Source organism: Psychrobacter sp. Arc9, assembly GCF_041431295.1.
Classification (GTDB): domain Bacteria; phylum Pseudomonadota; class Gammaproteobacteria; order Pseudomonadales; family Moraxellaceae; genus Psychrobacter.
The window spans coordinates 1-24014 of the sequence record NZ_JASMRK010000024.1; the positions used below are offsets into that span (position 1 = coordinate 1).

Here is a 24014-nt window from a genome sequence, read left to right on the forward strand (position 1 = left end):
TGTATTCTTGGTCGAAAACAATAGATTAGTGAGGTGCTCTTCTTTTTTCAATCACTTTCGAAGTTGAGAGTGGGGTAAACTAACCAAAATCAGAGCGGTGGCGACCAATAAAATACCGTTTTGTACAATAGGGTAGTCACGAGTGAAAAACCCATCGAGTAGCCAATTACCAACGCCTGGCCAACTAAAGATAGTCTCGGTAATAATGGCGCCTGCGAGCAATGTCGCCATCTGCAAGCCAACGACTGTAACCACAGTAATCAAGGCATTACGCATTACGTGGACCAGTATTACTCGGCGTGGAGATAAGCCTTTGGCTCGCGCTGTACGCACATAATCTTCATCTAAAACCTCTAGCATCGCAGAGCGTGTCATCCGCGCAATCATCGCTAACGGAATGGTCGATAAGGCGATAGAGGGCAATATAAAGTGTTTGACCACGTTCCAAAACGCGCCAGGTTCTCCTGAGCTTAGTGAGCCGAGTAACCATGACCCATACAGTGGCTGCACATCTAAAAACTGTGCGACAGATATCACCCCAGCGACAGGTAGAAGACCTAAATAATGAGCGAAGATACCAGTCAGGATAGGGCCCAATAAATAGATGGGCATAGAGTATCCTGCCAACGCGCCTGACATTAGGGTGTAATCAATCCATGTACCACGGCGCAGGGCAGCAAAGATGCCTAAGCTAACACCAATAACACTAGCGATGACAATAGCGCATAACGCCAACTCTAAAGTAGGAACAAAGTGAGCAAAGAAGTCTTGTAGTACGGGCGTACGAGTACGAAAGGACTGACCGAAATCACCCGTTAAGATGCCAGTCAAATAATCCCAATACTGGGCAACGAGTGGTTTGTCTAATCCTAGCCTTTCTAGGGCACGAGCATGTAGCTCGGGATCGACCATACGCTCGCCCATCATAATCTCTACCGCATCTCCAGGTACGAGACGAATCAGAGTAAAAGTCGATAGCGTTAGGCCAAGATAGACGGGTATTAAAATGGCAATACGACGCAGAATATAAAGTAGCATGGGCTGCTCAATAGTTGTGGTTCAATGATTAGAGTATTAGCGATGATGAAGAGATCCGTGACAAAGCGCTTAATTCATATTGTTCATATCATTTATATAAACTCGGCTGGAGCAGAGTATCTGACCCAGCCGCACTTATATGAATGAATAAAATGAATAAGTTGCTTATGTCGTAACGGAATTAATCAGTCAAGGTTATTCAACTTTTACACCATCAAAGCGTATTGAGCCAAGTGGGCTGATTTTATAATCGACAACGTTTGGTGCGGTGAATACGGTCACTACCGAGTGTGCCATTGTTGTCCAAGGAAGCTGCTCTTTGAATATTTGCTGAGCTTGTTCATATTCACTGACACGCTCATCTTGATTGTTAATCTGACGGGCATTGGTCACCAAATTATCGAAGTCTTTGTTACACCAGCGCGAGTAGTTATTGCCACCGACTGCGTCACAAGACAGTAATGAGCCAAGCCAGTTGTCTGGATCACCATTGTCGCCAGTCCAGCCGGCTAGAATGACATCAGGCTCGCCTTTAGCAGCGCGTTTTAGGTACTCGCCCCACTCATAAGTCACAAGCTTGGTATCGACGCCAATCTTCGCCCAATCTGCTTGTAGCATTTCAGCCATTAGCTTGGCATTTGGGTTGTACGGACGCTGAACTGGCATATACCATAGATTGATAGAAAGGTTATCTGCGCCAGCTTCTTTGATTAGTGATTTTGCCTTTTCGACGTCGTAAGGCGCGTCTTTAAGTGACTCGTCATAGCCCCACTGCGTTGGCGGCATTGGGTTGGTTGCCTTGAGGCCTTCGCTCTGATAAACCGCGTTAATAATAGCGTCTTTGTTGATCGCCATATCTAATGCTTGACGCACTTTAAGCTCGCTCAGTTGAGGTTTTTCTACGTTATAACCGACATAGCCGACGTTGAAGCCAGGCTGATCGAGAACAGTGGCCTTACCTGATTTTTTGACAGATTCGATTTCGGCAGGTTTTGGATAAGCGGACACATGACATTCGCCAGCTTGCACTTTTTGGGCACGGACTGCTGAGTCTTTAGTGATGACAAACACTAGGTTGTCGATATAGATGTCGTCTTTGTTCCAATAATCTGGGTTTTTGGTATAACGAATTTGCGCGTCTTTTTGATATGAGGTAAAGACGAAAGGTCCAGTACCGACTGGCTTAGTATTGATATCAGCAGCATTGCCAGAGGCTAGCAATTGATCTGCGTACTCAGCAGAACCAATATAAGCAAAAGGCATCGCTAGGTTCTGTAGAAACGGCGCATTGGTTTCGCCAAGAGTGATTTTTACCGTATAGTCGTCAACTTTTTCGATATTAGAGATAATATCAGGTAGTCCCATGCCGACTGAATATGGGAATTCAGCAGGATAAGCTTTGTTAAATTCAAAGTCTGGGTCAGTGATACGTTCTAGCGTGAAGACAATGTCATCCGCGTTGAAATCGCGAGTTGGAGTAAAGTAGTCAGTTGTACCGAATTTAACCCCTTTGCGTAGATTAAAGGTATAAGTCTTGCCGTCTTCGCTAATATCCCAACTTTCAGCAAGTCCTGGCTGAATCTCAGTCTCTGCTCTTTTAAATTCTACCAAGCCATTATAGATAGGGAAGGCACTCGCATCAAAATCCGTACCTGAAGTATATTGCGCTGGATCGAATCCAGCAGGGCTACCTTCTGAGCAATAGAGCAATGTTTTGGCGGCTTTGGCATCTGAGCTAGCAGCAGAATCATCGGTAGTTTTGTTGTCTCCACTACAGGCGCTGATACCTAAGACAAACGTCGCCAACATCGTAAGTTTGAAGAGTGATTTTTGCATTATTACATCCTATGTAATGGTAGGTAGGTACTCATGTATCCATATGTTCGTGCTCGAGCATAAATACGATAAAAGAGCGTTTAGTGACCTCTAAAGCATCTATCTATATAATGTTTCTTATATACAAAATAAAACATATTAAAGCTTGTCATAACTTTAAATTATATAGATGGAAACTAAAAATATAAACAAGTCGTTCGAATATACTCTCTTAATCTGTGGTAATGCAAGCGATAAATAGACTAGTTTTGATAAAAAATGCACGGTTTTACCGTGTTTAGCATCAATAAGACATTAAATACTAGATTATATTGTTTTTTGTTTATTCATTCTAAATAGCAAAGAGGCATATTTTTAGATTACTAATTAGTTACAATTTTACTAGATGTAAACAATTAGAAATAATAAAGCCATGTCTCTTTGAGGTACTCAGCTATAATCCGTTTGTCCAACGCAGCACTAAACAGGGCTATGAATTGCCTTAATGAGATCGGCTATTTTTTCGGCAATCATGATAGTTGGCGCATTGGTATTGGCGCTAATAAGCGTTGGCATCACTGAAGCGTCGATAACTCGCAATCCACTCACACCTCGTACCTTTAATTCCAAATCAACCACAGAGCTGTCATCTGAGCCCATGCGGCAAGTGCCTACTGGGTGATAGATGGTATCTGACTTATTTCTGATATAGCCGAGCATGCCGTCTTTTTCGAGGTAAGGGGCAGGGTAGTCTTCAGTAATGTACTTAGCGAGTGCAGACTCTTGCATGATGGCGCGAGTACGCTCGGCACCGGCAACCATATACTCTACATCTTTTGGATGCGACAGATAGTTTGGATCGATCAAGACGGCAGCAGAGGGATCAGCTGATTCCAGTCTCACCGTACCGCGACTCTCAGGTCGTAAGTAGCAACTTTGACAAGAAACAGCAAATCCACGTCTTAGATCGCGGCCATGCTCGATCACGCGTGAGATGACGAAATGCAACTGGGTATTCGGCCACTCTTTTGGTGCATCACTCACACTAAAGAAGGCACCCATTTCTACTAATATGTCAAATTCCATTTTATATTCCTTATAGCATCCATGCTAATTAAAATAGGGTACGCTTTACAGTAACTATTATTCTGCTGAAATAATAAAATAAAAATGACTCTGCGGTATCTGTTTGCGTCAATATCGTAGGACAAGCGAAGACTGTTATATTCGGTACATTAGGTAAGATTAATGCTACCTAGCTTTGCGTCAAACGTGCTTATATCGCACAGATTTCTGAGCGTACGATAAAGCGTTTGCCTTCAGGGATTTCTAACGAAAAACTCGCACCGCGACCATTGACGACATCAATAGTGAGATCGGTATGCTGCCATAAATTGTACTGTGCCTTGCCCATATAAAATGGACAGCCAGCAAGCTCGCCAACCAACACATCCTGACCGCCTACCTTAAACTCTCCTAATGGATAGCACATGGGCGAGCTACCGTCACAGCAGCCACCTGATTGATGAAACATCAGCTCACCGTGCTTGGACTTTAGTAGCTCAATTAACGCTTCACAAGATTCTGTTGCTGCCAGTTTCATATCGTACTCCTTCTTATGGCCCATCCATGGTTTATATAATTGCTCTCTAGTATCAGTATGCCACAGTCAAATCAAAAAGGTCGCATCATCTTCAGACACATCACAACTGGCATATGACTAAAAAGATACGACCTTCGGCTGATAATTGACAGTTGGAATAACTACGTAATAAGCTTATAACACTGTCATTTTACTATCCGTTATTGATTATAGTCGATGACGATACGACCTTCGATTTTGCCATTACGCATCCGCTCAAAAATATCATTGATGTTCTCTAACGGCTCAGCTTTGACGGTCGCTTTGACTTTGCCAGCCGCTGCCATATCTAGCGACTCTTGTAAGTCAAGACGTGTGCCAACGATAGAGCCGCGTATGGTGATACCATTGAGTACAGTATCAAAGATTGACACCGGGAAGTCGCCAGTGGGGAGTCCGTTACATACTAAAGTACCACCGCGACGTAACATGCTTAAGGCTTGATCAAAAGCTTTTGATGATACTGCAGTGACTAACACGCCATGAGCGCCACCGATCTCTTCTTGTAGCAACTCGCCTGGGTCTGTATTTTTGGCATTTACCGTCACTGTTGCCCCCAGCTTTTTGGCGAATTCAAGTTTTTCGTCATCAATATCAACAGCAGCAACATTGAGCCCCATGGCAATGGCATATTGTACAGCCATGTGACCAAGGCCGCCGATACCTGAAATAACAACCCAGTCGCCTGGCTTGGTGTCGGTCATTTTAAGACCTTTATATACCGTGACGCCCGCACATAAAACAGGGGCAATCTCAATGGAGTCGACACTCTCAGGAATAATGCCAACATAGTTGGCATCTGCAAGGACGTATTCTGCAAAGCTACCGTTCACTGAGTAACCAGAGTTTTCTTGCTTTTTACATAAGGTTTCCCAGCCACCCAAGCAATGCGTACAGTGACCACAAGCAGAGTATAGCCATGGCACACCAACGCGATCACCTGCTTTGACATGAGTTACGCCGTCACCGACCGCCGTGATCACGCCAACACCTTCATGACCTGGGATAAATGGCGGGCTTGGCTTAACAGGCCAGTCCCCCTCAACTGCATGTAAATCAGTATGACAGACGCCTGAGGCGTGCATTTTGACAACTATTTGCCCAGCACCTGCGGTTGGAATGTCGACTTCTTCGATTTTTAAGTCTTGACCGAACTCATGTAATACAGCGGCTTTCATTTTGTTAGTCATAATAAGCTCTCTTTTATGGGTGATTGATAAATGTTGATATAAAAAGTTGTTGCGATATTGCATTCAAAATATGCAAACACCTTATTTTGAACGCAAGACTGCTACAAATTTTTCCTGCTGTGCACCTAAGCGCATTAGAGGATATAAAAATTCGTCTCAGTTTTTTATTTAGATCGTTGTAGCGAGCGGGCTATGTAACACTTGTGATAACCCGCTCCATGATTAGCAATGATGGTTTAGAAGAAGCCCATTTTTTTCTGACTGTACGACACCAGCATGTTTTTGGTTTGCTGATAGTGGTCGAGCATCATTAAATGGTTTTCACGTCCGATACCAGATTGTTTGTAACCACCGAACGCCGAATGTGATGGATAAATATGATAGCAGTTGGTCCATACGCGGCCTGCTTGGATACCACGTCCGAAGCGATATGCCTTGTGTACACTACGGGTCCATACACCAGCGCCTAAACCATACAAGGTGTCATTGGCAATCTGCATGGCTTCGTCATCGTCTTTAAAAGTAGTCACGGCAAGGACAGGTCCAAAGATCTCTTCTTGGAACACGCGCATGTCGTTGGTGCCCTCAAAGATCGTTGGCTTGACGTAGTAACCGTCTTTCAAGTCGCCATCGTGCTTAGCTTGCTCTCCGCCGACGAGCACTTTTGCGCCTTCTTTTTTACCGATGTCGAGATAAGATAAAATTTTCTCTAGTTGGTCTGAGCTGGCTTGCGCGCCAATCATGGTGTCGGTATCGAGTGGGTTGCCCATTTTGATGGCCTCGACACGGGCGATACAGCGTTTGATAAACTCATCATAGATGCTCTCATGAACGAGTGCCCGCGATGGACAGGTGCAGATTTCACCTTGGTTCAGTGCAAACATCACTAGACCTTCGACCGCTTTGTCCAAGAAGTCATCGTCCTCATCCATAACATCGGCAAAGAAGATGTTAGGGCTTTTGCCACCAAGCTCTAACGTCACTGGAATGATGTTTTCGCTCGCGTACTGCATAATGAGGCGGCCAGTGGTAGTCTCACCAGTGAAGGCAACTTTATTGATACGAGGGTTTGAGGCAAGTGGTTTACCCGCTTCGACACCAAAGCCATTGACGACGTTTAGCACGCCCTTTGGCAAAATGTCAGCGATACCGATGGTCTCTAACATGAACAGAATAGAAACTGGCGTTTGTTCGGCTGGCTTTAGAACGACACAGTTACCAGCAGCAAGGGCAGGTGCTAGCTTCCAAACGGCCATTAGGATAGGAAAGTTCCAAGGAATGATTTGACCGACGACACCAAGTGGCTCATGAAAATGATAAGCCACAGTGTCTTCGTCAATCTGACTGATACCGCCTTCTTGTGCGCGAATGGCGCTGGCAAAATAACGGAAGTGATCAATGGCTAGAGGGATGTCGGCTGCGAGTGTCTCACGAACAGGTTTGCCGTTTTCGTAACATTCGGCAATCGCAATCGCTTCTAGGTTGGCTTCCATGCTGTCAGCAATTTTGAGTAACAAGTTGGCACGTTCAGTAACACTGGTCTTGCCCCATGCATCTTTGGCAGCATGTGCGGCATCTAGTGCTTTTTCAATATCGGCTTCTTTTGAGCGGGCGACTTGGCAAATAGTTTTACCATCGATGGGGCTTGTGTTATCAAAATACTCTCCATCGATAGGAGCGGTCCACTCACCATTAATAAAGTTATCGTATTTTTCGCGGAACTGAACAGGGCTACCTTCCGTATTGGGATTTGCATACAGCATGAAACACTCCTTGTTGTGTTGTTTGTTTTATCGGATAATACAGGCGCAATTTTATCTATCCTAATATCTGTTATCGTAAAACAATATCAGTTGATGTTGTGATTGATTAACATCAATTGCTCTCTGTACACGTTCCATACTACTCGGCTTCTGCTGATAATCATACTAAAATTTTATAATGACTGATGAGTTAACACATAACAGGAAGTTTGCTTTAATGGCCATGATTTTATTGCTGTAAAGCCTAGAATGCATAGGCTTGGTATTTATGATCAAAGCAGATACTTTACGGACAAAATTAAAAGATAAGCTATTGATTTTTTGCATTTATAGAAAATAAAGCATTTTTTATCTATATTCTATTGACAATTGTTTATTTTATTGTCGATACCTCAAGGTTGCACAGCCCGCAAATTTTAGGTGATTTTAGGCAAATGTTGCGTTTTTTTCCATTATGATGATGGTTTTATTATTCTCTTTTTTCACATTACTGGCTGGTTTGAATCTATGCGTCAATCTTCTGCTCTCGATATCTTAAAAACAGGTCAAAATGTCTTTTTAACGGGCTCAGCAGGCTCAGGTAAGACCTATACGCTCAATCAATATATTGATTATCTACGCGCTCGCCGTGTGCCTGTTGCGGTGACTGCCAGTACCGGTATTGCTGCCACACACATGAACGGCACAACGATTCATAGTTGGTCGGGTATTGGTATCAAGGATGAGCTGTCTGATCGAGATTTGACAAATTTATCACGCAAGCAGTTCTTAGCAGACAGACTAAAAGACACGGCTGTACTGGTCATCGATGAGATATCGATGCTACATGCCAAGCAGCTTAACTTAGTCAGCCAAGTCCTCAAGCATATTCGCAAAAATGACAAAGCGTTTGGTGGTATTCAGGTCGTAGTCGCAGGAGACTTTTTTCAGTTACCACCAATTGGCAGTAAAGGTGAGACGAATCGTGAAAAATTCGCCTTTATGTCTGAGGCGTGGCTCGATGCCAAATTCCATATTTGCTACTTGTCTGAGCAGCATCGTCAAGTCAGCGATGCAGCCAATGGCGGTCTCGATTTAGACGATATTCTTAATCAAATTCGTCGTCAGGAAGTGACCTTTGAGGCGATTGCCGCTTTAGAAGCGACGTATGACCAAAGCGTCGATATTAAGCGTACCCGTCTGTATACCCACAATCTCAATGTCAATAAAATCAATGACAAAGAGCTGGCGTCTCTAGATGGAGAGATGATGCGTTTTGAGGCGACGGCGACAGGCGATAGCAAGCTGGTTGAGACGCTAAAAAAGACCGTGCGTACCCAAGACGAGCTGATTCTTAAAGTCGGCGCCAAGGTAATGTTTATCAAAAACAATGCCGAGCTTGGTGTCTCTAACGGGACGATGGGCGAGTTGATTGGTTTTGCTGCTGTAAAAATAGATGATAAAGACAGTAATGACGCGTTAATCGAAGACGATAGCAGCGATGACGTTGATGAGGATGCTGCTGGCGAAAAAACGGCAAAAGGTAAGAAGTCCGCTGCTAAAAAAGACAAAGAAAAACCAAAGTCAAAGAAACCAACGACCCAGAAAATGCCTGTCGTGCGGCTTAATTCAGGACGAGAAGTTATCGCTGAGCCTGAAGAGTGGATTATCGAAGATGAAACGGGTGACGTGTTGGCAAGTTACTTACAAGTGCCGCTCTGTCTGGCATGGGCGATTACCATCCATAAATCCCAGGGCATGACCCTCGATGCGGCTGAAATTGACTTGTCGCGTACTTTTGAGTTGGGACAAGGCTATGTGGCATTATCACGCCTCAAGTCGCTGGCAGGATTGCAGCTGCTGGGTATGAATGACATGAGCTTGCAACTTGATCCATTAGCACGCGGCGCAGACAAGCGATTTTTGGTGCTGTCTGACGAAGCTGATGCCAACTATGCCATGCTCGATGAAGAAAGCATGCAGCAGGCACATGAGAAGTTTGTCTTAAAGTCAGGTGGTACGCTCAGTCAATCCGTGATTGATGCCTATGCCGCGCTGCAAAAAAAGCGCCGCGAACAGCAGCAAGCGCAAATAGATAAAAAGCAAAAACAGGGCAATCAGGTCTCTGATAAGTCAGAAAGCACCTTGCGTGCAACCCGAGTGTTATTGGAGGAGAGTTTAACCATTGCGGAGATTTCAGAAGCACGTCAATTGTCACAATCGACCATCATGCGCCATATCGGTGAGCTAAAATCACAAGATCCGAGTCTTGCCTGCGATCATCTGCGTCCAGATGATGAGGTGATGACAGCCGTAGGTAATGCCTATGTCGCCATTAAAGTCGCCAATAATCCAAATGACTTCAATGATGACGGTAGCATCAAGCTGCGTCCGATATATGATCATCTCAAGCAAAGCATTGACTACAATACCATTCGCCTCGCATTGATTTTTATCACCCCATAGTTTTGCTGCCTATAATTTTATTGCCTATAACTTTGTTACCTTTATTTTTATAGGCTTTAATTTTACTATTTTTTAGTATTCAGCAATCATTAGCGCACTCAACGTGATAACGCTCAGTTTTTACCCCCATTTATAGCGATACCCTTTATGTCCGATGTTATGCCTGATTTTTCGAGCGCTACTTATCAATTGACCTCTGACCCGATAGCGGCGACGTATCGTACCACTGGTGAGCACTCACAGCCATTGAGAGTGGCTATCAATGGTTTTGGTCGTATAGGGCGCAATGTACTTCGTGCTTTGTTAGAGCGCTTTGAAGTGTTGGGCCGTGCGATTCATGTAGTGGCAATTAATGATTTAGCGCCAGCGGATATCTTATTGCATTTATTGAAGTTTGACAGCACACATGGCCGCCTCAGTCGATTAGGGGTCAATGCTGAGATTGTAGAGAGTGAGTCAGGTGATATGAGCAAGACTGAGCTCTGTCTCACCAAAAACAATCTGACCTATTGCATTAATATGCTCTCAGAGCCCAATCCACAAAACCTACCTTGGCAGTCGCTAGGGGTCGATGTGGTTTTAGAGTGTACTGGGCATTTTCGCTCGTATGAGCAAGCGACGCTACACATCCATGCAGGCGCACAGCAAGTAATCATTGGTGCAGCACCATTCGATGATGTGGATGCTTGTATCGTTATGGGGGTCAATACAGATGCGCTCACGCTTGATTTACCGATTATCTCCAGCGTTTCTTGTACCACGCAGGCACTGGTGCCGCTGATTGACACATTGGATAAAGCGTTCGGCGTCAAGTCCGCTATGATGACAGAAATTCATGCGGTTACCGCCGATCAGACGGTGCTCGATCAAGCGCATCGAGACCCCAGACGGGCGCGTGCTTCTGGCTACAATATTATCCCAACGACATCCAGTAGTATCGCTGCGACAGAACGGGTGCTACCTGCTATGGTCGGCAAAATAAACGGTCATTCGATACGGGTGCCCACTATCGATGTGGCTGCGATTGATGTCACCTTTGTATTTGATACGCCAGATGTTGATGTTGAGACAGTGCGAGAGATACTTAAATCTGCCAGTCAGGCGCATTTGCATGACATCATGGCTTATACCGATGAGCCACTGGTATCTAGTGATTTTATTCACCAGACTGAGTCGCTTATCATTGATGGTCAGCAGCTTATGCAAGTAGGCGGTCAATATAAGGTTTTTGCATGGTATGACAACGAATGGGGCTATGCCAATAGGTTGCTCGATATGTGCTTACATCTGGCCTCAAGCAAGCGATAATGCATCAATTTATAAGTATTCTAAAATTAATTGAATTTTTTTAGTTTAGGGGCTTGCATTATAAAATGATATCTATATAATGATGCACCAATGGAGACGTGGCAGAGCGGTTGAATGCACCGGTCTTGAAAACCGACAAGGGTTAATAGCCCTTCGAGAGTTCGAATCTCTCCGTCTCCGCCAAATTCGAAAAAGCCCCAATCAGCAATGATTGGGGCTTTTTTTATGGTATTAATAAAGTATTAATTAGTACCTTCTATAAAATCCTCAACAGTAGGTTATACAGCTACTTCACCAGTGAGTTTTCAAATTCGATTGTCTGATCGTCTGCTAAGGTAAGTGTACCTTTATTAATTTCGATAGTGATGCCACTAGCATTTTTGATAGCGCGCATGACATTGATATCCTCAATGCTGCTTTCAATAATAATTTTGCCAGACTGCTCTGGTGCGATAGGTGGATCAAACGTTGTCAAAGGCACATTAAAGTTTTTGCCCTTTGTCAGGTTGGCATCCTTCATGGTCAGCGTCCCTTTAAAGCTTTTTATCGCGCCTTTGCCATGATTGGATAGCATAAACTGCATTTTGACTTGATTTAAGCTATCGCTATCACTGGTTTTCACAGGTAATAGGGCGACAGGGTACATCTGTGCGGTAGCATGAGCTGCCTGACCTTTGACAATAGGGCTTTTCTTGCCCGTTGGGTTGTTTGGATGCAGACGCTCGTATTCACGCTGTTGTATTAGCGCCTGCTTGATAGTGGTGCGCGGCATGGCTCCTGATTCATAGGCATCGCTCAATTTCATACGTAGCATATATCGGCTGAGTACTTGTTGATCAGCCTCAGACAGTTGCTCAAAAGTTTGTCCTAGCTTTTTTTGCCATTGGTCTGAATCTGTCGGTATGGTTGTTTTACTTGGATCAGTCTGCGGCGATGAGCAGCCAGTCGCAATCACTAGTATTGCTACCGTCATGGTTGAAAACAAAGTTTTGTTGAAACGCTGATGTAAGCCCGTCATCGTACCCCTCCTTGCAGATCTTTATTATGTTGAAACCTTATAAATAGTCGCGACTATATGTTTAATATACCTTGTTTAAACCTCTGTTGTGTTTAGTTATGGCTAACTAAAACCGCAAATATCGCAGAGTACTTAAAAACATACTTACTGTAGATTAAATGTAAGAAGGGCATAACAAGAGGAGAGTTAGAGAAATATCAGTAATGCTTAGACTTTTATAACAGCCACAAAAAAGACCAAGCTCGCGTTAGCAAACTTGGTCTTTTTTATTTCAATGCGATTTAGCAATGATACTATTAATTGTTTAATCGTTGTCTTGCAACTCAGATAGCGGATGAGTGATGTTGTTATTATGCGTTACTACAATCGCTTCATCAATAATATGTTGGCTAACGCCGCGTTTACGTAGCGTTTCGATGAATACTTCATCATGGGCAAGCGTATAATCCTGATGGTCACGATCCAAGCCCTGACGAATATAAAGACGAATAAGCCCTTGAATGCGCTTAAAGCCCAAGTCTGATGACGTCGTTTCTAATAGGCCAATCATTTCTTCAGACAAACGAATACTAATCGGGCGCATGATTTTTTGCGGATGATCAGAAAACTTATTTTTTATACGTACAGGTATCATAATAAACCATTACTTTTAGTGAGTAAGAGCGAAGCACTCAAACAAAAACGAACCCAATCAAAACTAATCTTACCATACAACAAAAATGTCTAAAAGAACACCACAGCCGTGCTAATATTATTAGAAGTAAATATAAAAGACGCAGCAATAAAAAAACCTCCATCAAATTATGATGAAGGTTTTTAGTATATGGCTCTCCAACCTGGGCTCGAACCAGGGACACACGGATTAACAGTCCGTTGCTCTACCAACTGAGCTATTGGAGAATAGCTGGTCATAACAGCAAGTTATTGATGCTTTATATTAAAGCAGTTAATTAGCTTGTTTGCGTTATGTGGGGCACATTTTAGCCAAGTCACTACAGGCTGTCAACCTTATTATGCGTTTAATTATAAATATTATCGCAATTATTGAAAATTAACGCCAATCCCTTATCAGATAGGCTATTTCAAGATAGAACTCAATAGAAAATGACGATAAATGTGCTTTAGAAATAAAAATTATTTTCAGAAAATTTCATATGGCACATAGGACAAACGATAAGAATATAGAACCAGACGTAGATTCGGCAAAGTAAAACTGGATTTAAGGCTTTGTGTTTTTGAATACAAGGGTGGTGCGATACCGTTTGACACAATAAAGTTGCAAGACAGCCCTTCACATTGGCAGTAGATTTCTATAAAATACCGACCATGTGGTTTCTTTGCTATGTTTTTTCATAGCATGCGTTGAACGAAAGCGGGTGTTCTAAAGATGAGTCCTACTACTATTGCTTATGGTTACTTAGCCATTGCCATCATTTGTGAAGTGATCGGCACTACTTTTTTGATGAAGTCAGAGCAGTTCACCCGTTTGGTGCCAACTTTGATGATGGGCGCGCTCTATGCGGTTTCATTTTATCTAATGGCTCAGACGCTTAAGACCATACCGCTAGGTATTGCGTACGCGCTGTGGGGCGGACTCGGAATCGTACTGACATCACTTGCTGGTGTGGTGCTATTCAAGCAAAATCTTGATACAGCAGCAGTGGTCGGTATCGCGATGATCGTCGGCGGTGTTGTTGTGATGAACTTATTGTCTAATTCTGTGGTGCATTGATATGGAAAATGCTTATAAGCGTAAAAAACAGCCAGAAGTCATTCGTCGTGCGTTGTTAGATCAAGCAGCACGTATCACATTGGAGCAGGGCTTATCTAAAGTGACTTTTCAGGCGGTCGCTGATGCGGTTGGGGTGACAAAGGGTGGTGTGATGCATCATTTTTCTACCAAAAACGCACTCGTGCTAGAAGTCTTCAATGATGCAATGGCTAAGTTTGAGGCAGAAGTAAACGCAGCAATGGCTGACGATCCTGTTAAGTACGGTTCATTTACCCGCGCTTACATAGACGCCACCATCAGTCTCGGCGAGCAAGGGCAGGAAGAATACGATAATCAAGCAACCTTATATGTGCTGATGCTAGGTGATAGTGAGCTGCGTGAGTTGTGGGCTAAATGGGCAAATGAGCAACTCAAAAAACATGCGGCAACGGATAATACTGAAACATTATGTATGGTTCGCCTTGTCGCTGACGGTATTTGGCTCTCAGACTTTTCAGGTATCGATATCGCAGACAAACAATCATTACGTGATCGCCTGATAAAAATGACGCAACAAGACTTTGACTAATAAAACGATGCTGATTTATAAAATAATTTTTATTTTACTATTTAAAGACTAAATTTCTTAAAGACTAAATTTCGCAACTTAACTAACGACGACACTATTCGGCCTGAGTATCTTTATATAGCTACTTTTGCCAATCGTCCTAAGGAGAATTTATGACTGATATTAACAATTTGACAGATATTATCGATTTAGACCAAGTGCAAACAGCCTATATCAACGGGCGCTATCTAGCGGTAGATGAGTCGCTGACGACTTTTGAAGATATCAATCCAGCCACTGGTGAAGTCTTGGCAACGATTCAGCAAACCAGCAATGAGCAGATTGATGAGGCCGTAAAAGCTGCACATAAAGGTCAAAAAGTTTGGGCGGCGATGACAGCGGTCGAGCGTGGTCGCATTTTATCAAAGGCTGTTGAGATATTGCGCGATCGCAATGATATGTTGGCACTACTTGAGACCAAAGACACAGGTAAAGCCTACTCTGAGACGAAGTACGTCGATATCGTCACTGGTGCTGATGTCGTTGAATACTATGCAGGGCTGGCACCGATGATTGAGGGTCGTCAGATTCCATTACGTGATACTAGTTTTGTATACACTCGCCGTGAGCCACTAGGCGTGGTCGCAGGTATTGGCGCATGGAATTATCCTATTCAAATCGCGATGTGGAAAGCGGCGCCTGCACTAGCTGCTGGTAATGCGATGATTTTTAAGCCATCAGAAGTGACACCATTGACAGCACTAAAACTGGCAGAAATATTGACAGAAGCTGGATTGCCAGATGGTGTGTTTAACGTCGTACAAGGTAACTATGAAGTGGGTCAGGCGCTAACTGAACACCCAGATATCGCAAAAGTATCGTTCACAGGTGGCGTACCAACTGGTAAAAAAGTCATGTCGAGCGCGGCAAGCTCATCTCTAAAAGACGTAACCTTAGAGCTTGGTGGTAAATCGCCATTGATCATATTTGATGACGCAGATATCGATACCGCTGCTGACATCGCTATGATGGCCAACTTCTACAGTACTGGTCAGGTATGTACCAATGGCACACGCGTATTTGTCCCGAAAGCGTTACAAGCGAAGTTTGAGAAAGCCATCCTAACCCGTGTTGAGCGTATTAAACTAGGCGACCCTATGGATGAGAACATCAATATGGGTCCACTGGTTAGCTTCCCGCATATGGAGCGCGTGCTTGGCTATATCGAACAAGGTAAAAAAGGCGGCGCACGTCTGCTAACAGGTGGCGAGCGCGTTACAACGAATGAGCTTGCCAACGGCGCATTTGTCGCACCGACAGTATTCACTGATTGCACGGACGATATGACTATCGTACGCGAAGAAATCTTTGGCCCAGTGATGTCGATATTGACTTACGAGACCGAAGAAGAAGTTATTCGCCGTGCCAATGATACCGATTACGGCTTGGCAGCTGGGGTTGTGACTGCAGATTTAAAACGCGCGCATCGAGTCATCGCTCAGATCGAAGCTGGCATCTGCTGGTTGAATACGTGGGGCGAGTCGGCAGCACAAATGCCAGTAGGCGGCTATAAGCATTCTGGTATCGGCCGCGAAAACGGTATCGAAGCGCTCGAACACTATACTCAGACCAAATCTATCCAAGTAGAGTTGGGTGCGTTTGAATCTGTCTTTTAATCAATCTTATTGAGAAAAACGAAGCCAGTAAGGTTTCTTATTAGCTTTTATTTAGCCTTTTTAGGACACCTTACTGACCCTAAACGATTTATGTTTTTTCAATATTATGGAGTATGTTATGACATCAACCACACCTGAGCATGACTATATTATTGTTGGAGCAGGCTCAGCAGGAAATGTGCTGGCCACGCGTCTGACCGAAGATGCCAGTATTAAAGTACTGCTGTTAGAAGCAGGTCGTCCAGATTATCGTTTTGACTTCCGTACCCAAATGCCAGCTGCGCTTGCTATGCCGCTACAAGGGACGACTTATAACTGGGGTTATAAGACAGATCCTGAGCCATATATGAATAACCGTGTCATGGACTGTGGCCGCGGTAAAGGGCTAGGTGGTTCATCACTGATTAACGGTATGTGCTACATCCGTGGTAATGCGCTAGATTTTGATGACTGGTCTAAGATAAAAGGCCTATCAGACTGGACGTATTCGGATTGCCTGCCGTACTTCAAAAAGCTAGAAAACTGTGACGCTGGCGAAAATGACTATCACGGCGTGGGCGGTCCTGTTGAAATGACCACCTCAAAGCCAGGGGTTAATCCACTGTTCCAAGCTATGATTGAAGCGGGTGTACAAGCTGGCTATCCACGTACCGAAGATCTAAACGGCTATCAGCAAGAAGGGTTTGGTCCGATGGATCGATTCGTGACGCCTAACGGTCGCCGTGCATCAACAGCTCGCGGCTATCTTGATCGTGCCAAACCACGTAGCAATATTACGATTTTGACGGGTGCATTGACTGATGTGATTTTATTTGACGGCAAGCGCGCTGTCGGTGTCAAAGTCGAACACGAAGGCCAGACCAAAAATTTCCATGCCGCTCGTGAAGTGATTGTCTCATCTGGTGCGATTGCCTCACCGCAACTGCTACAGCGTTCAGGTATCGGTCCTGGCCAGTGGCTAAAAGATGCTGGCGTGACTGAAATATTGGATCTGCCAGGTGTCGGTAATAACTTACAGGACCATTTAGAGCTATATATGCAGTATGAATGCAAACTGCCAGTGTCAATCGCGCCTGCCAATAAATGGTGGAATAAGCCTGCGATTGGTGCAGAATGGTTATTCAATGGCACAGGTCTTGGTGCGTCTAACCAATTCGAAGGCGGCGGTTTTATCCGTACGGATGAGAAGTTTACCCATCCAAATATTCAGTATCACTTCTTGCCACTAGCTGTACGCTATGATGGCCGTAGTGCTGTGAAATCACATAGCTTCCAAGCACACGTTGGCTCGCTGCGCTCACCAAGCCGTGGCCGCGTCAAGCTAAAATCACGTGATCCGAAAGCACATCCAAGTATCTTGTTTAACTACATGTCGCATGATCAAGACTGGCAAGAGTTCCGTGCTGCAATGCGTATCACGCGTGAAATCATGCATCAGCCAGCACTGGACCCTTATCGTGGTCGTGCGATTGCACCGACCGATGATTTGGTCACCGACGCCCAATTAGATGAATACGTACGCAATCATAGTGAGACGGCTTATCATCCATCTTGTACCTGTGCGATGGGTGAAGATAATGATTCGGTGGTAAACGGCGAAGGTCTGGTACATGGTATTGATGGCTTGCGAGTCGTCGATGCCTCTATCATGCCAAATATCATTAGTGGTAATCTCAACGCCACCACCATCATGCTGGCCGAAAAAATCGTTGATAAAATGAAAGGCGTACAATTGCCGCGCTCTACGGCAGATTATTATGTGGCCAATGGAGCGCCGCTACGCGCTGAGCCAATGCGCGATTATCTCCCAACGGTGTAAATGACAAGTCAGCATAAAATATGCTGCTAAATAAAGAACGATATCAGATAACTCCAAAATAATGGCCTTTCAACGTAAAGGCCTTTTTTATCAGCGTCAATATATGAGCGCAATGTATGTCATATATAGGTGCTATTTATCATTTTATTCGCTTTTATTCATTGGTACTGCTTTGTGCGTCATGCGGTTAAGTATAAGTTATGTGGTCAAAAGTCATAATACTATGCCGGACAAAGCAATATCGGACACTGTTTAATTTACCTATTTGAGGTCTTTTATGTACAGTTCGCCATCACAAGATGTGACGAAACCGTTGAGCCTAAATAAAACTGTGTTTTTAGGTTCGGCTATTATTTCTATTTTATTGATAATCTGGACCATTGCTTTTCCAGATTATAGTGAGACCTTACTGAGTTCAAGCATGGCTTGGGTATCAGATAAGTTTGGCTGGTACTATATGTTGGTGGTTGCCGCTTATAGTATCTTTGCTTTGTTCGTTGGTTTTTCTAAATATGGCGATATTAAGCTGGGTCAAGACCACGAAAAAGCGCAGTTTCCGTTTTTAGCGTGGGCAGCCATGCTGTTTTCAGCGGGTATCGGTATTGATCTGCTATTTTTTGGGGCATCAGAGCCATTGATGCATTATTTAACGCCGCATACTGGCCTAGAGCCTGCGAGCGCCGAGGCCATGCGTCAAGCGCTTGCTCAGACTTTTTTGCATTGGGGTCTGCATGGCTGGGGTATTTATGCGCTGATTGGTATGGCACTGGCTTACTTTGCTTACCGCAAAAACATGCCACTTGCGCTACGCTCACCGCTCACGCCAATATTTGGTGAACGCCTGATCAAAGGCTGGCTAGGTGATGGAATTGATACTTTCGGTGTTGTCTGTACGTTGATGGGTATTGCGACCAGTTTGGGTATTGGGGTGCTACAAGCCAATGCTGGCTTGACCCATGTCTTTGGTATTGAATCTAGCAAGATGGTTCAGGCGCTGATCATTGTCGGTGTGGTCGTCGCTGCCGCTGTCTCTGCAATGACAGGTGTTGAAAAAGGCGTACGTCGTCTGTCTGAATTCAATATGTTGTCGTCAATATTGCTATTGCTTGCCATCCTCGTGATGGGTAATACAGTCTATTTATTAAACACCTTTACGCAAAATATTGGTCAATATTTCCAAACCATTATTTATAAAACCTTTGATGTTTATGCCTATGACGGTACTGCCGGTGCCGACTGGAAATCAGGTTGGACGATATTTTTCTGGGCATGGTGGGTAGCTTGGGCACCGTTTGTTGGTCTATTTATCGCGCGTATCAGCCGTGGCCGTACGCTACGTGAATTTGTCTTTGGCGTGATGTTCATTCCATTGGGCTTTATTTTTGCATGGTTCTCTATCTTTGGTAACACTGCGATAGATCTGGTCGCCAATGGCGCAACGGCGCTTGGTGAAACTGCCGTCAATGATGCCGCCATGGGCATGTTTGCGCTATTTGAATATTTCCCCTATAGCGAAGTGCTGTCATTTGCAGGTGTGATCATTGGTCTGGTGTTCTTTGTCACCTCTGCGGACTCGGGCGCGTTGGTACTTGCCAACCTAAGCTCAAGAGGCATGACTAATGACACGGATGCACCGGTTTGGTTGCGTTTGTTTTGGGCGGCGGCAACAGGTCTTATCACACTAGGATTATTGTTTGCGGGCGGTTTTGCCTCATTACAATCGGTTTCGGTCATTGCAGGTTTGCCGTTCTCTTTGATTCTGGTGCTCTACATGATGTCCATGTGGAAGTCACTGAAAGAAGAAGGCAATAAGCGCAAAGCCAGCACGATTGGTACTGCCAATGTGCTCGACAGCGGTAAAGGCTGGAGAGCACGTTTGCAGCGTATTGTGAGCTTCCCAGGTCACGCGCAAGTCGAAAAGTTCTTAAAAACGGTGGTGATGCCAGCGATGACTGAGGTCGAAAAAGAGTTCAAAGCAGGCGGTCTCAAAACCTCTTTAGATGCGCATAATCTTGCCAGTATCGGTGAAGATATCGATGCAGGCATGGGCCAAGACAGTGGTCAGGTCGACGGTCTAAAACTGCGCGTCGGTCATGGTGATGAAGATGACTTTGTTTATGAAGTTAACTTGATCAAAGCTGAACGTCCTAACTTTACATTGAATACATCAAACAAGCAGGCAGAGCATTATTATCGTGCTGAGGTGTTCTTAAGTGAAGGCTCGCAAGAGTATGACTTGGTCGGTTATACCAAAGAGCAGGTATTGGTCGATATCTTAAATCAGTACGAGCGTCATTTGCAGTATCTGCATCTAGAGCGTTAATGGCCTAGACTATCGCGCTATCAATCTATATGTACGATAGCCGATAAGTGACCGTCTTTATAAGAAATTTTTATAAGTAATGACCCCATAAGTTGACTACCGCTTATGGGGTTTTTTTGTGGCAAATAAGGTAAATGGGAAGTAGAACAAGCTAGAGATAACATATAGCCAATATAAGGTAAAATCCATCAAACAAGCGGACAGCTTTTAACACATAGACAAAGGATATCGTTTTGACTAGATTAAAATACATAGCGCATTACTCAGAGCAGATTCAAACGCAAGCGGCGCAAATGATAAGCGACGGTCGGATGGGTGAGTATTTGGATAAAAAATATCCCACCCAGCACCAAGTGCAAAGTGATAAGGCGCTTTATCACTATGTCAATGAGATAAAAAACCAATACATGCGCAAGATTGGCCCGCTATCAAGCGTCAGCTATAGCCGTAAGTTAAAGGTACTAAAGCATGCGCTAGGTATCCATACTACCCAGTCTCGCGTGCAAGGCAGCAAGCTTAAATCCCATAACAGTATCACAGTTGCCAGTCTATTCAAAGACGCACCGCCAGAGTTTTTACGGATGATTGTGGTACATGAGCTGGCGCATTTTAAAGAACATGATCATAACAAGGCGTTTTATCAACTGTGTTGTCATATGGAACCTGAGTATCATCAGCTCGAATTAGATATGCGTTTATGGTTGCACTGGCAAGAGCAATGATTGGACAGCAATATAAAGTCAAAACATCTCTTTGCCACCGTCTGAAAACGCTCAACGTTATCGCTAACCGTGCTAAGCTTGCCTGTACTAAAAATTTAACTGCCAAATCATAAATTGAGACACAATTTTTTTGTTATCTCACGAAAAATAGAGAAAAAAATGATCAATACTAAAATATATAAAGCCATTTACACCTTAGCCGAAGAGCTGCTAGAGGCTGACCGTCGCGGCGACCAAGCAAAATTTGATGCGCTTTATGCAGAATTAAACGCCATTTGTACCGACAATGAAAACACCGATAAAGACTATCCCGAGCAGTGGGAGACACTTGCTGATTTCACAGAAGATTTGGATGAGGCTTTGGTTATTTATGACAAAGCACTGGCAAAAGCTACTGCCATTAACTCAAAAGACCATATGTCATCGATTGCTTTTTCTATGGCGGTGCTACAGCTTGAGACAGGTGAAAAAGAAGCCGCTATCCAAAGCCTACAAAATGCCAAAGTCACAGCCAATAAGATCGAAGATAAAGAGTTCAAGGTTGAGATTGATGAGATGCTTACTAAGCTATTGGCAGAGTAGTTTGGTTTATAGTCAATCCCCTATAAATTGGGGACGGCGTCAGTCTCGATCAGCCTACTGCTTGTACTACTTTCGCTCGGCCTCCTGATATCCAAGTTATATTGAACCGATTATAAATAGGGTAATCCGATATGCAAGACATACCTGTGGTAATCGTCGGTGGTGGGTTAAGTGGATTATATGCTGCCCTTTTATTAGAGCAAAAGGGTATAGCGTATAGACTGTTAGAGGCGCGTAATACCTTAGGTGGTCGCATTGCAGTTGCTAAATGTTCAGATGCGCATGCTACTAATAACAGTACTGATATCGATCAAGCAGAATCAAGCGCGGCGTTTGATTTAGGACCGTCTTGGTTTTGGCCGGATTATCAAACGCAGTTAAGTACGCTTATTGAGTCGTTAGATTTATCACGTTTTGCGCAGTTCGAAGCAGGCGATATGATGGTTGAGCGCATTGCCAATCAGCCACCTGTGCGTATGCAAGGTTATAAAAGCGCACCACCTTCTATGCGTCTAGTCGGTGGTATGGCCGCTTTGATTGATGCGCTATATGCTCGCCTAGATGCTAGTTGCATTATGACTAGTCAAACCGTACAGCAATTAAACAGGACGCCTCAACATATCGAAGTACAGAGTGAAGATAGCTCTGGGCATGTGACCGGACATGTGACGACGTTCCGAGCGCAGCATGTGCTACTTGCGTTACCGCCTCGATTGGTAGAAGGTCGGATAGCATTTCAGCCAGCGCTACCGCAAGACTTAAGTGAACAGTGGCGCGAGACAGCCACTTGGATGGCTCCCCATGCCAAATACGTCGCTGTTTATGAGTCACCATTTTGGCGAGATGCTGGTCTCTCAGGTGCCGCGCGCAGTGCGATAGGGCCGCTCACTGAGATACATGATGCCTCTACGCTAGAGAGCGATGGAGCATTGTTTGGTTTCTTTGGTGTTCCTGCTCAAGTACGTCAGAGCGTCTCTGATACGGTGCTAAAAGAACATTGCCGTGCCCAGTTAGTGCGACTATTTGGTGAGCAGGCAAGTACTCCAAAAGCTGAATATCTCAGAGACTGGGCAACAGACCCATTAACAGCGATGCCCGCTGATGCTAGCGGCAACGGTCAGCATGCATTAGCTCCGCCATCCAAGCCAAAAACAGGCGTGTGGCAAGACTGTCTAACAGGTTGTGGTAGTGAGTGGTCGGCGCAGTTCCCTGGTTATGTCGCTGGAGCAATTGATGCAGCAACCGTCGCTATACAAAGCTTACCTACTGACATTTTGCGCCAGTAGCTATTAGGATGCTGTTATAAACTATTATAAGAGCCATCCAACATGACTCAAAAATTCATCATCCAATAGGATAGTCGATGAATGACTCGCTCAAGCAAACCAGTATTCATAAAACCACTTGGCTGGTGCCTTTTGTTTGTCTACTGGCAGGCGGTGCACTCACTGGTATCTCGACCAATGTGGCAAAGTACGCTATCGATGTCGGTCTGACCCCATTAGGGTTTTTGTTCTGGTCGATTACTGGTGCTGCTGTTATTTTATTTATGATAGCGCTCATCAGAAAAGAACTCCCTCCTCTTAATGCGCGCAGCTTAGAGTATTACTTTGTCGCGGCGCTGGTCAGTGTCGCGGCCGCCAACTTACTATTATTTTCTGCCATTCCTCATGTGGGCGCAGGTTTCGTCGCCTTAATCCTCTCATTGCCGCCACTGCTAACGTATCTTGGCGCGCTGATACTACGTATAGAGCAATTTTATATTGTTCGTGCGCTTGGGGTCATCGCAGCACTCATCGGGGCAGGAGCATTAGCCATACATAAATTCTCTGCGCCAGATTCTAGTGTGTTTTGGATTTTAATCGCGCTTTGTGGTCCAGTGCTACTTGCTATTGGTAATATATATCGGACATTACGCTGGCCTGATAATGCGTCTTCTGGTGCACTCGCTCCAGGTATGTTGATTGCGGCAGCGCTGCTGCTAGGTTTATTTAGTATGATGTCAGACTTCTCTATCGCTGTATCTTTAGAGAACTGGTTGCCGCTAAGCATGATAGCTATACAAGCATGCGTATTTGCTGGACAGTTTTTACTGTTATTTTTATTGCAAAAGACAGGTGGGCCCGTGTTGCTGAGTTTGTTAGGTGCGGTAGGGGCCATTGTCGGCGTACCCGTCGCTATTTTTTTGCAAAGGGAAAGTCCACCAGAAGGTTTATTTTTAGGCGCCACCTTAATTGCGATTGGCGTGGCATTGGTGACATGGGGCGGCGTAAAAATAGCAAAAGTAAAAGAAGAATTTTAATAATTGCGCATTAGATAATAGTGCCAAACTATAGAGTTATTAAAACCGTTACTTCCTAATGCGCACTTCTTATCTGGCTCTGGTTATCAGTA

General features: G+C 44.4%; 19 protein-coding genes and 2 tRNA genes. 12 read left to right on the forward strand and 9 right to left on the reverse strand.

What is annotated here, in order from left to right:
- Positions 1–51: 51 nt before the first annotated feature.
- The 6 genes from QO187_RS11105 to QO187_RS11130 all read right to left on the reverse strand — a co-directional run bounded on the left by QO187_RS11105 (position 52) and on the right by QO187_RS11130 (position 7448).
- On the reverse strand, positions 52–1038 hold the full coding sequence (locus tag QO187_RS11105) for an ABC transporter permease (RefSeq protein ID WP_371548380.1): 987 nt from the start codon (positions 1036–1038) through the stop codon (positions 52–54).
- 195 nt (positions 1039–1233) lie between these two features.
- A complete protein-coding gene (locus QO187_RS11110; RefSeq protein ID WP_102093682.1) occupies positions 1234–2874 on the reverse strand; it encodes an ABC transporter substrate-binding protein in 1641 nt (546 codons plus the stop codon).
- A gap of 459 nt (positions 2875–3333) precedes the next feature.
- Entirely contained in the window at positions 3334–3939 is a 606-nt protein-coding gene (locus QO187_RS11115; RefSeq protein WP_228153194.1) for a GMC family oxidoreductase, read from the reverse strand.
- A 190-nt stretch (positions 3940–4129) separates the two neighbouring features.
- Positions 4130–4456: a DUF779 domain-containing protein gene (locus QO187_RS11120; protein WP_102093683.1), complete on the reverse strand. Its 327-nt coding sequence runs from the start codon at positions 4454–4456 to the stop codon at positions 4130–4132.
- A 200-nt stretch (positions 4457–4656) separates the two neighbouring features.
- A complete protein-coding gene (gene adhP, locus QO187_RS11125) occupies positions 4657–5685 on the reverse strand; it encodes an alcohol dehydrogenase AdhP (RefSeq protein WP_185156614.1) in 1029 nt (342 codons plus the stop codon).
- A 236-nt stretch (positions 5686–5921) separates the two neighbouring features.
- Positions 5922–7448 (reverse strand): aldehyde dehydrogenase family protein, encoded by a 1527-nt coding sequence (locus QO187_RS11130; RefSeq protein WP_371548383.1) that lies wholly within the window; start codon positions 7446–7448, stop codon positions 5922–5924.
- 507 nt (positions 7449–7955) lie between these two features.
- On the opposite strand from QO187_RS11130, the gene QO187_RS11135 reads away from it, so the two are divergent.
- The 3 genes from QO187_RS11135 (at position 7956) to QO187_RS11145 (ending at position 11384) form a co-directional block, all read left to right on the forward strand.
- Positions 7956–9893 carry an AAA family ATPase gene (locus QO187_RS11135; protein WP_371548385.1) on the forward strand — a complete coding sequence of 646 codons (1938 nt, stop codon included), beginning with the start codon at positions 7956–7958 and terminating at the stop codon, positions 9891–9893.
- A 159-nt stretch (positions 9894–10052) separates the two neighbouring features.
- Positions 10053–11201 carry a type I glyceraldehyde-3-phosphate dehydrogenase gene (locus QO187_RS11140; protein ID WP_371548404.1) on the forward strand — a complete coding sequence of 383 codons (1149 nt, stop codon included), beginning with the start codon at positions 10053–10055 and terminating at the stop codon, positions 11199–11201.
- Positions 11202–11293: 92 nt separating this feature from the next.
- A tRNA-Ser gene (locus QO187_RS11145) sits at positions 11294–11384 on the forward strand.
- Positions 11385–11487: 103 nt separating this feature from the next.
- On the opposite strand, the gene QO187_RS11150 is transcribed toward QO187_RS11145, so the two are convergent.
- The 3 genes from QO187_RS11150 to QO187_RS11160 all read right to left on the reverse strand — a co-directional run bounded on the left by QO187_RS11150 (position 11488) and on the right by QO187_RS11160 (position 13119).
- Positions 11488–12219 (reverse strand): hypothetical protein, encoded by a 732-nt coding sequence (locus tag QO187_RS11150; RefSeq protein ID WP_102093690.1) that lies wholly within the window; start codon positions 12217–12219, stop codon positions 11488–11490.
- A 304-nt stretch (positions 12220–12523) separates the two neighbouring features.
- Entirely contained in the window at positions 12524–12853 is a 330-nt protein-coding gene (locus QO187_RS11155) for a hypothetical protein (protein ID WP_057761113.1), read from the reverse strand.
- Between the two features lie 190 nt (positions 12854–13043).
- Positions 13044–13119 (reverse strand) — tRNA-Asn (locus QO187_RS11160).
- 487 nt (positions 13120–13606) lie between these two features.
- Here QO187_RS11160 and QO187_RS11165 point away from each other — a divergent pair.
- The 9 genes from QO187_RS11165 to QO187_RS11205 all read left to right on the forward strand — a co-directional run bounded on the left by QO187_RS11165 (position 13607) and on the right by QO187_RS11205 (position 23922).
- A complete protein-coding gene (locus QO187_RS11165; RefSeq protein ID WP_102093691.1) occupies positions 13607–13951 on the forward strand; it encodes a multidrug efflux SMR transporter in 345 nt (114 codons plus the stop codon).
- Position 13952: 1 nt separating this feature from the next.
- Positions 13953–14519, forward strand: coding sequence for a TetR/AcrR family transcriptional regulator (locus tag QO187_RS11170; protein ID WP_228153195.1), 567 nt, complete (start codon positions 13953–13955; stop codon positions 14517–14519).
- Between the two features lie 152 nt (positions 14520–14671).
- Positions 14672–16174: a betaine-aldehyde dehydrogenase gene (gene betB / locus QO187_RS11175; protein ID WP_102093695.1), complete on the forward strand. Its 1503-nt coding sequence runs from the start codon at positions 14672–14674 to the stop codon at positions 16172–16174.
- Positions 16175–16292: 118 nt separating this feature from the next.
- Positions 16293–17993: a choline dehydrogenase gene (betA, locus tag QO187_RS11180; RefSeq protein WP_102093696.1), complete on the forward strand. Its 1701-nt coding sequence runs from the start codon at positions 16293–16295 to the stop codon at positions 17991–17993.
- A 277-nt stretch (positions 17994–18270) separates the two neighbouring features.
- On the forward strand, positions 18271–20316 hold the full coding sequence (betT, locus tag QO187_RS11185) for a choline BCCT transporter BetT (protein WP_102093698.1): 2046 nt from the start codon (positions 18271–18273) through the stop codon (positions 20314–20316).
- Positions 20317–20549: 233 nt separating this feature from the next.
- Positions 20550–21038 (forward strand): M48 family metallopeptidase, encoded by a 489-nt coding sequence (locus tag QO187_RS11190; protein ID WP_102093700.1) that lies wholly within the window; start codon positions 20550–20552, stop codon positions 21036–21038.
- A 159-nt stretch (positions 21039–21197) separates the two neighbouring features.
- Positions 21198–21620: a Replicative DNA helicase gene (locus tag QO187_RS11195; RefSeq protein WP_102093701.1), complete on the forward strand. Its 423-nt coding sequence runs from the start codon at positions 21198–21200 to the stop codon at positions 21618–21620.
- Between the two features lie 131 nt (positions 21621–21751).
- Positions 21752–22906 carry an FAD-dependent oxidoreductase gene (locus QO187_RS11200; protein ID WP_102093703.1) on the forward strand — a complete coding sequence of 385 codons (1155 nt, stop codon included), beginning with the start codon at positions 21752–21754 and terminating at the stop codon, positions 22904–22906.
- Between the two features lie 77 nt (positions 22907–22983).
- Positions 22984–23922, forward strand: a complete 939-nt coding sequence (locus QO187_RS11205; RefSeq protein ID WP_102093704.1) for a DMT family transporter — start codon at positions 22984–22986, stop codon at positions 23920–23922.
- The last annotated feature ends 92 nt before the right edge of the window (positions 23923–24014 follow it).

What these genes read in the sequence shown, in the direction of transcription:
- QO187_RS11105 (WP_371548380.1), bottom strand. Translation starts at nt 1,038, where the DNA reads ATGCTACTTTATATTCTGCGTCGTATTGCCATTTTAATACCCGTCTAT.
- QO187_RS11110 (WP_102093682.1), bottom strand. Translation starts at nt 2,874, where the DNA reads ATGCAAAAATCACTCTTCAAACTTACGATGTTGGCGACGTTTGTCTTA.
- QO187_RS11115 (WP_228153194.1), bottom strand. Translation starts at nt 3,939, where the DNA reads ATGGAATTTGACATATTAGTAGAAATGGGTGCCTTCTTTAGTGTGAGT.
- QO187_RS11120 (WP_102093683.1), bottom strand. Translation starts at nt 4,456, where the DNA reads ATGAAACTGGCAGCAACAGAATCTTGTGAAGCGTTAATTGAGCTACTA.
- adhP (WP_185156614.1), bottom strand. Translation starts at nt 5,685, where the DNA reads ATGACTAACAAAATGAAAGCCGCTGTATTACATGAGTTCGGTCAAGAC.
- QO187_RS11130 (WP_371548383.1), bottom strand. Translation starts at nt 7,448, where the DNA reads ATGCTGTATGCAAATCCCAATACGGAAGGTAGCCCTGTTCAGTTCCGC.
- QO187_RS11135 (WP_371548385.1), top strand. Translation starts at nt 7,956, where the DNA reads ATGCGTCAATCTTCTGCTCTCGATATCTTAAAAACAGGTCAAAATGTC.
- QO187_RS11140 (WP_371548404.1), top strand. Translation starts at nt 10,053, where the DNA reads ATGCCTGATTTTTCGAGCGCTACTTATCAATTGACCTCTGACCCGATA.
- QO187_RS11150 (WP_102093690.1), bottom strand. Translation starts at nt 12,219, where the DNA reads ATGACGGGCTTACATCAGCGTTTCAACAAAACTTTGTTTTCAACCATG.
- QO187_RS11155 (WP_057761113.1), bottom strand. Translation starts at nt 12,853, where the DNA reads ATGATACCTGTACGTATAAAAAATAAGTTTTCTGATCATCCGCAAAAA.
- QO187_RS11165 (WP_102093691.1), top strand. Translation starts at nt 13,607, where the DNA reads ATGAGTCCTACTACTATTGCTTATGGTTACTTAGCCATTGCCATCATT.
- QO187_RS11170 (WP_228153195.1), top strand. Translation starts at nt 13,953, where the DNA reads ATGGAAAATGCTTATAAGCGTAAAAAACAGCCAGAAGTCATTCGTCGT.
- betB (WP_102093695.1), top strand. Translation starts at nt 14,672, where the DNA reads ATGACTGATATTAACAATTTGACAGATATTATCGATTTAGACCAAGTG.
- betA (WP_102093696.1), top strand. Translation starts at nt 16,293, where the DNA reads ATGACATCAACCACACCTGAGCATGACTATATTATTGTTGGAGCAGGC.
- betT (WP_102093698.1), top strand. Translation starts at nt 18,271, where the DNA reads ATGTACAGTTCGCCATCACAAGATGTGACGAAACCGTTGAGCCTAAAT.
- QO187_RS11195 (WP_102093701.1), top strand. Translation starts at nt 21,198, where the DNA reads ATGATCAATACTAAAATATATAAAGCCATTTACACCTTAGCCGAAGAG.
- QO187_RS11200 (WP_102093703.1), top strand. Translation starts at nt 21,752, where the DNA reads ATGCAAGACATACCTGTGGTAATCGTCGGTGGTGGGTTAAGTGGATTA.
- QO187_RS11205 (WP_102093704.1), top strand. Translation starts at nt 22,984, where the DNA reads ATGAATGACTCGCTCAAGCAAACCAGTATTCATAAAACCACTTGGCTG.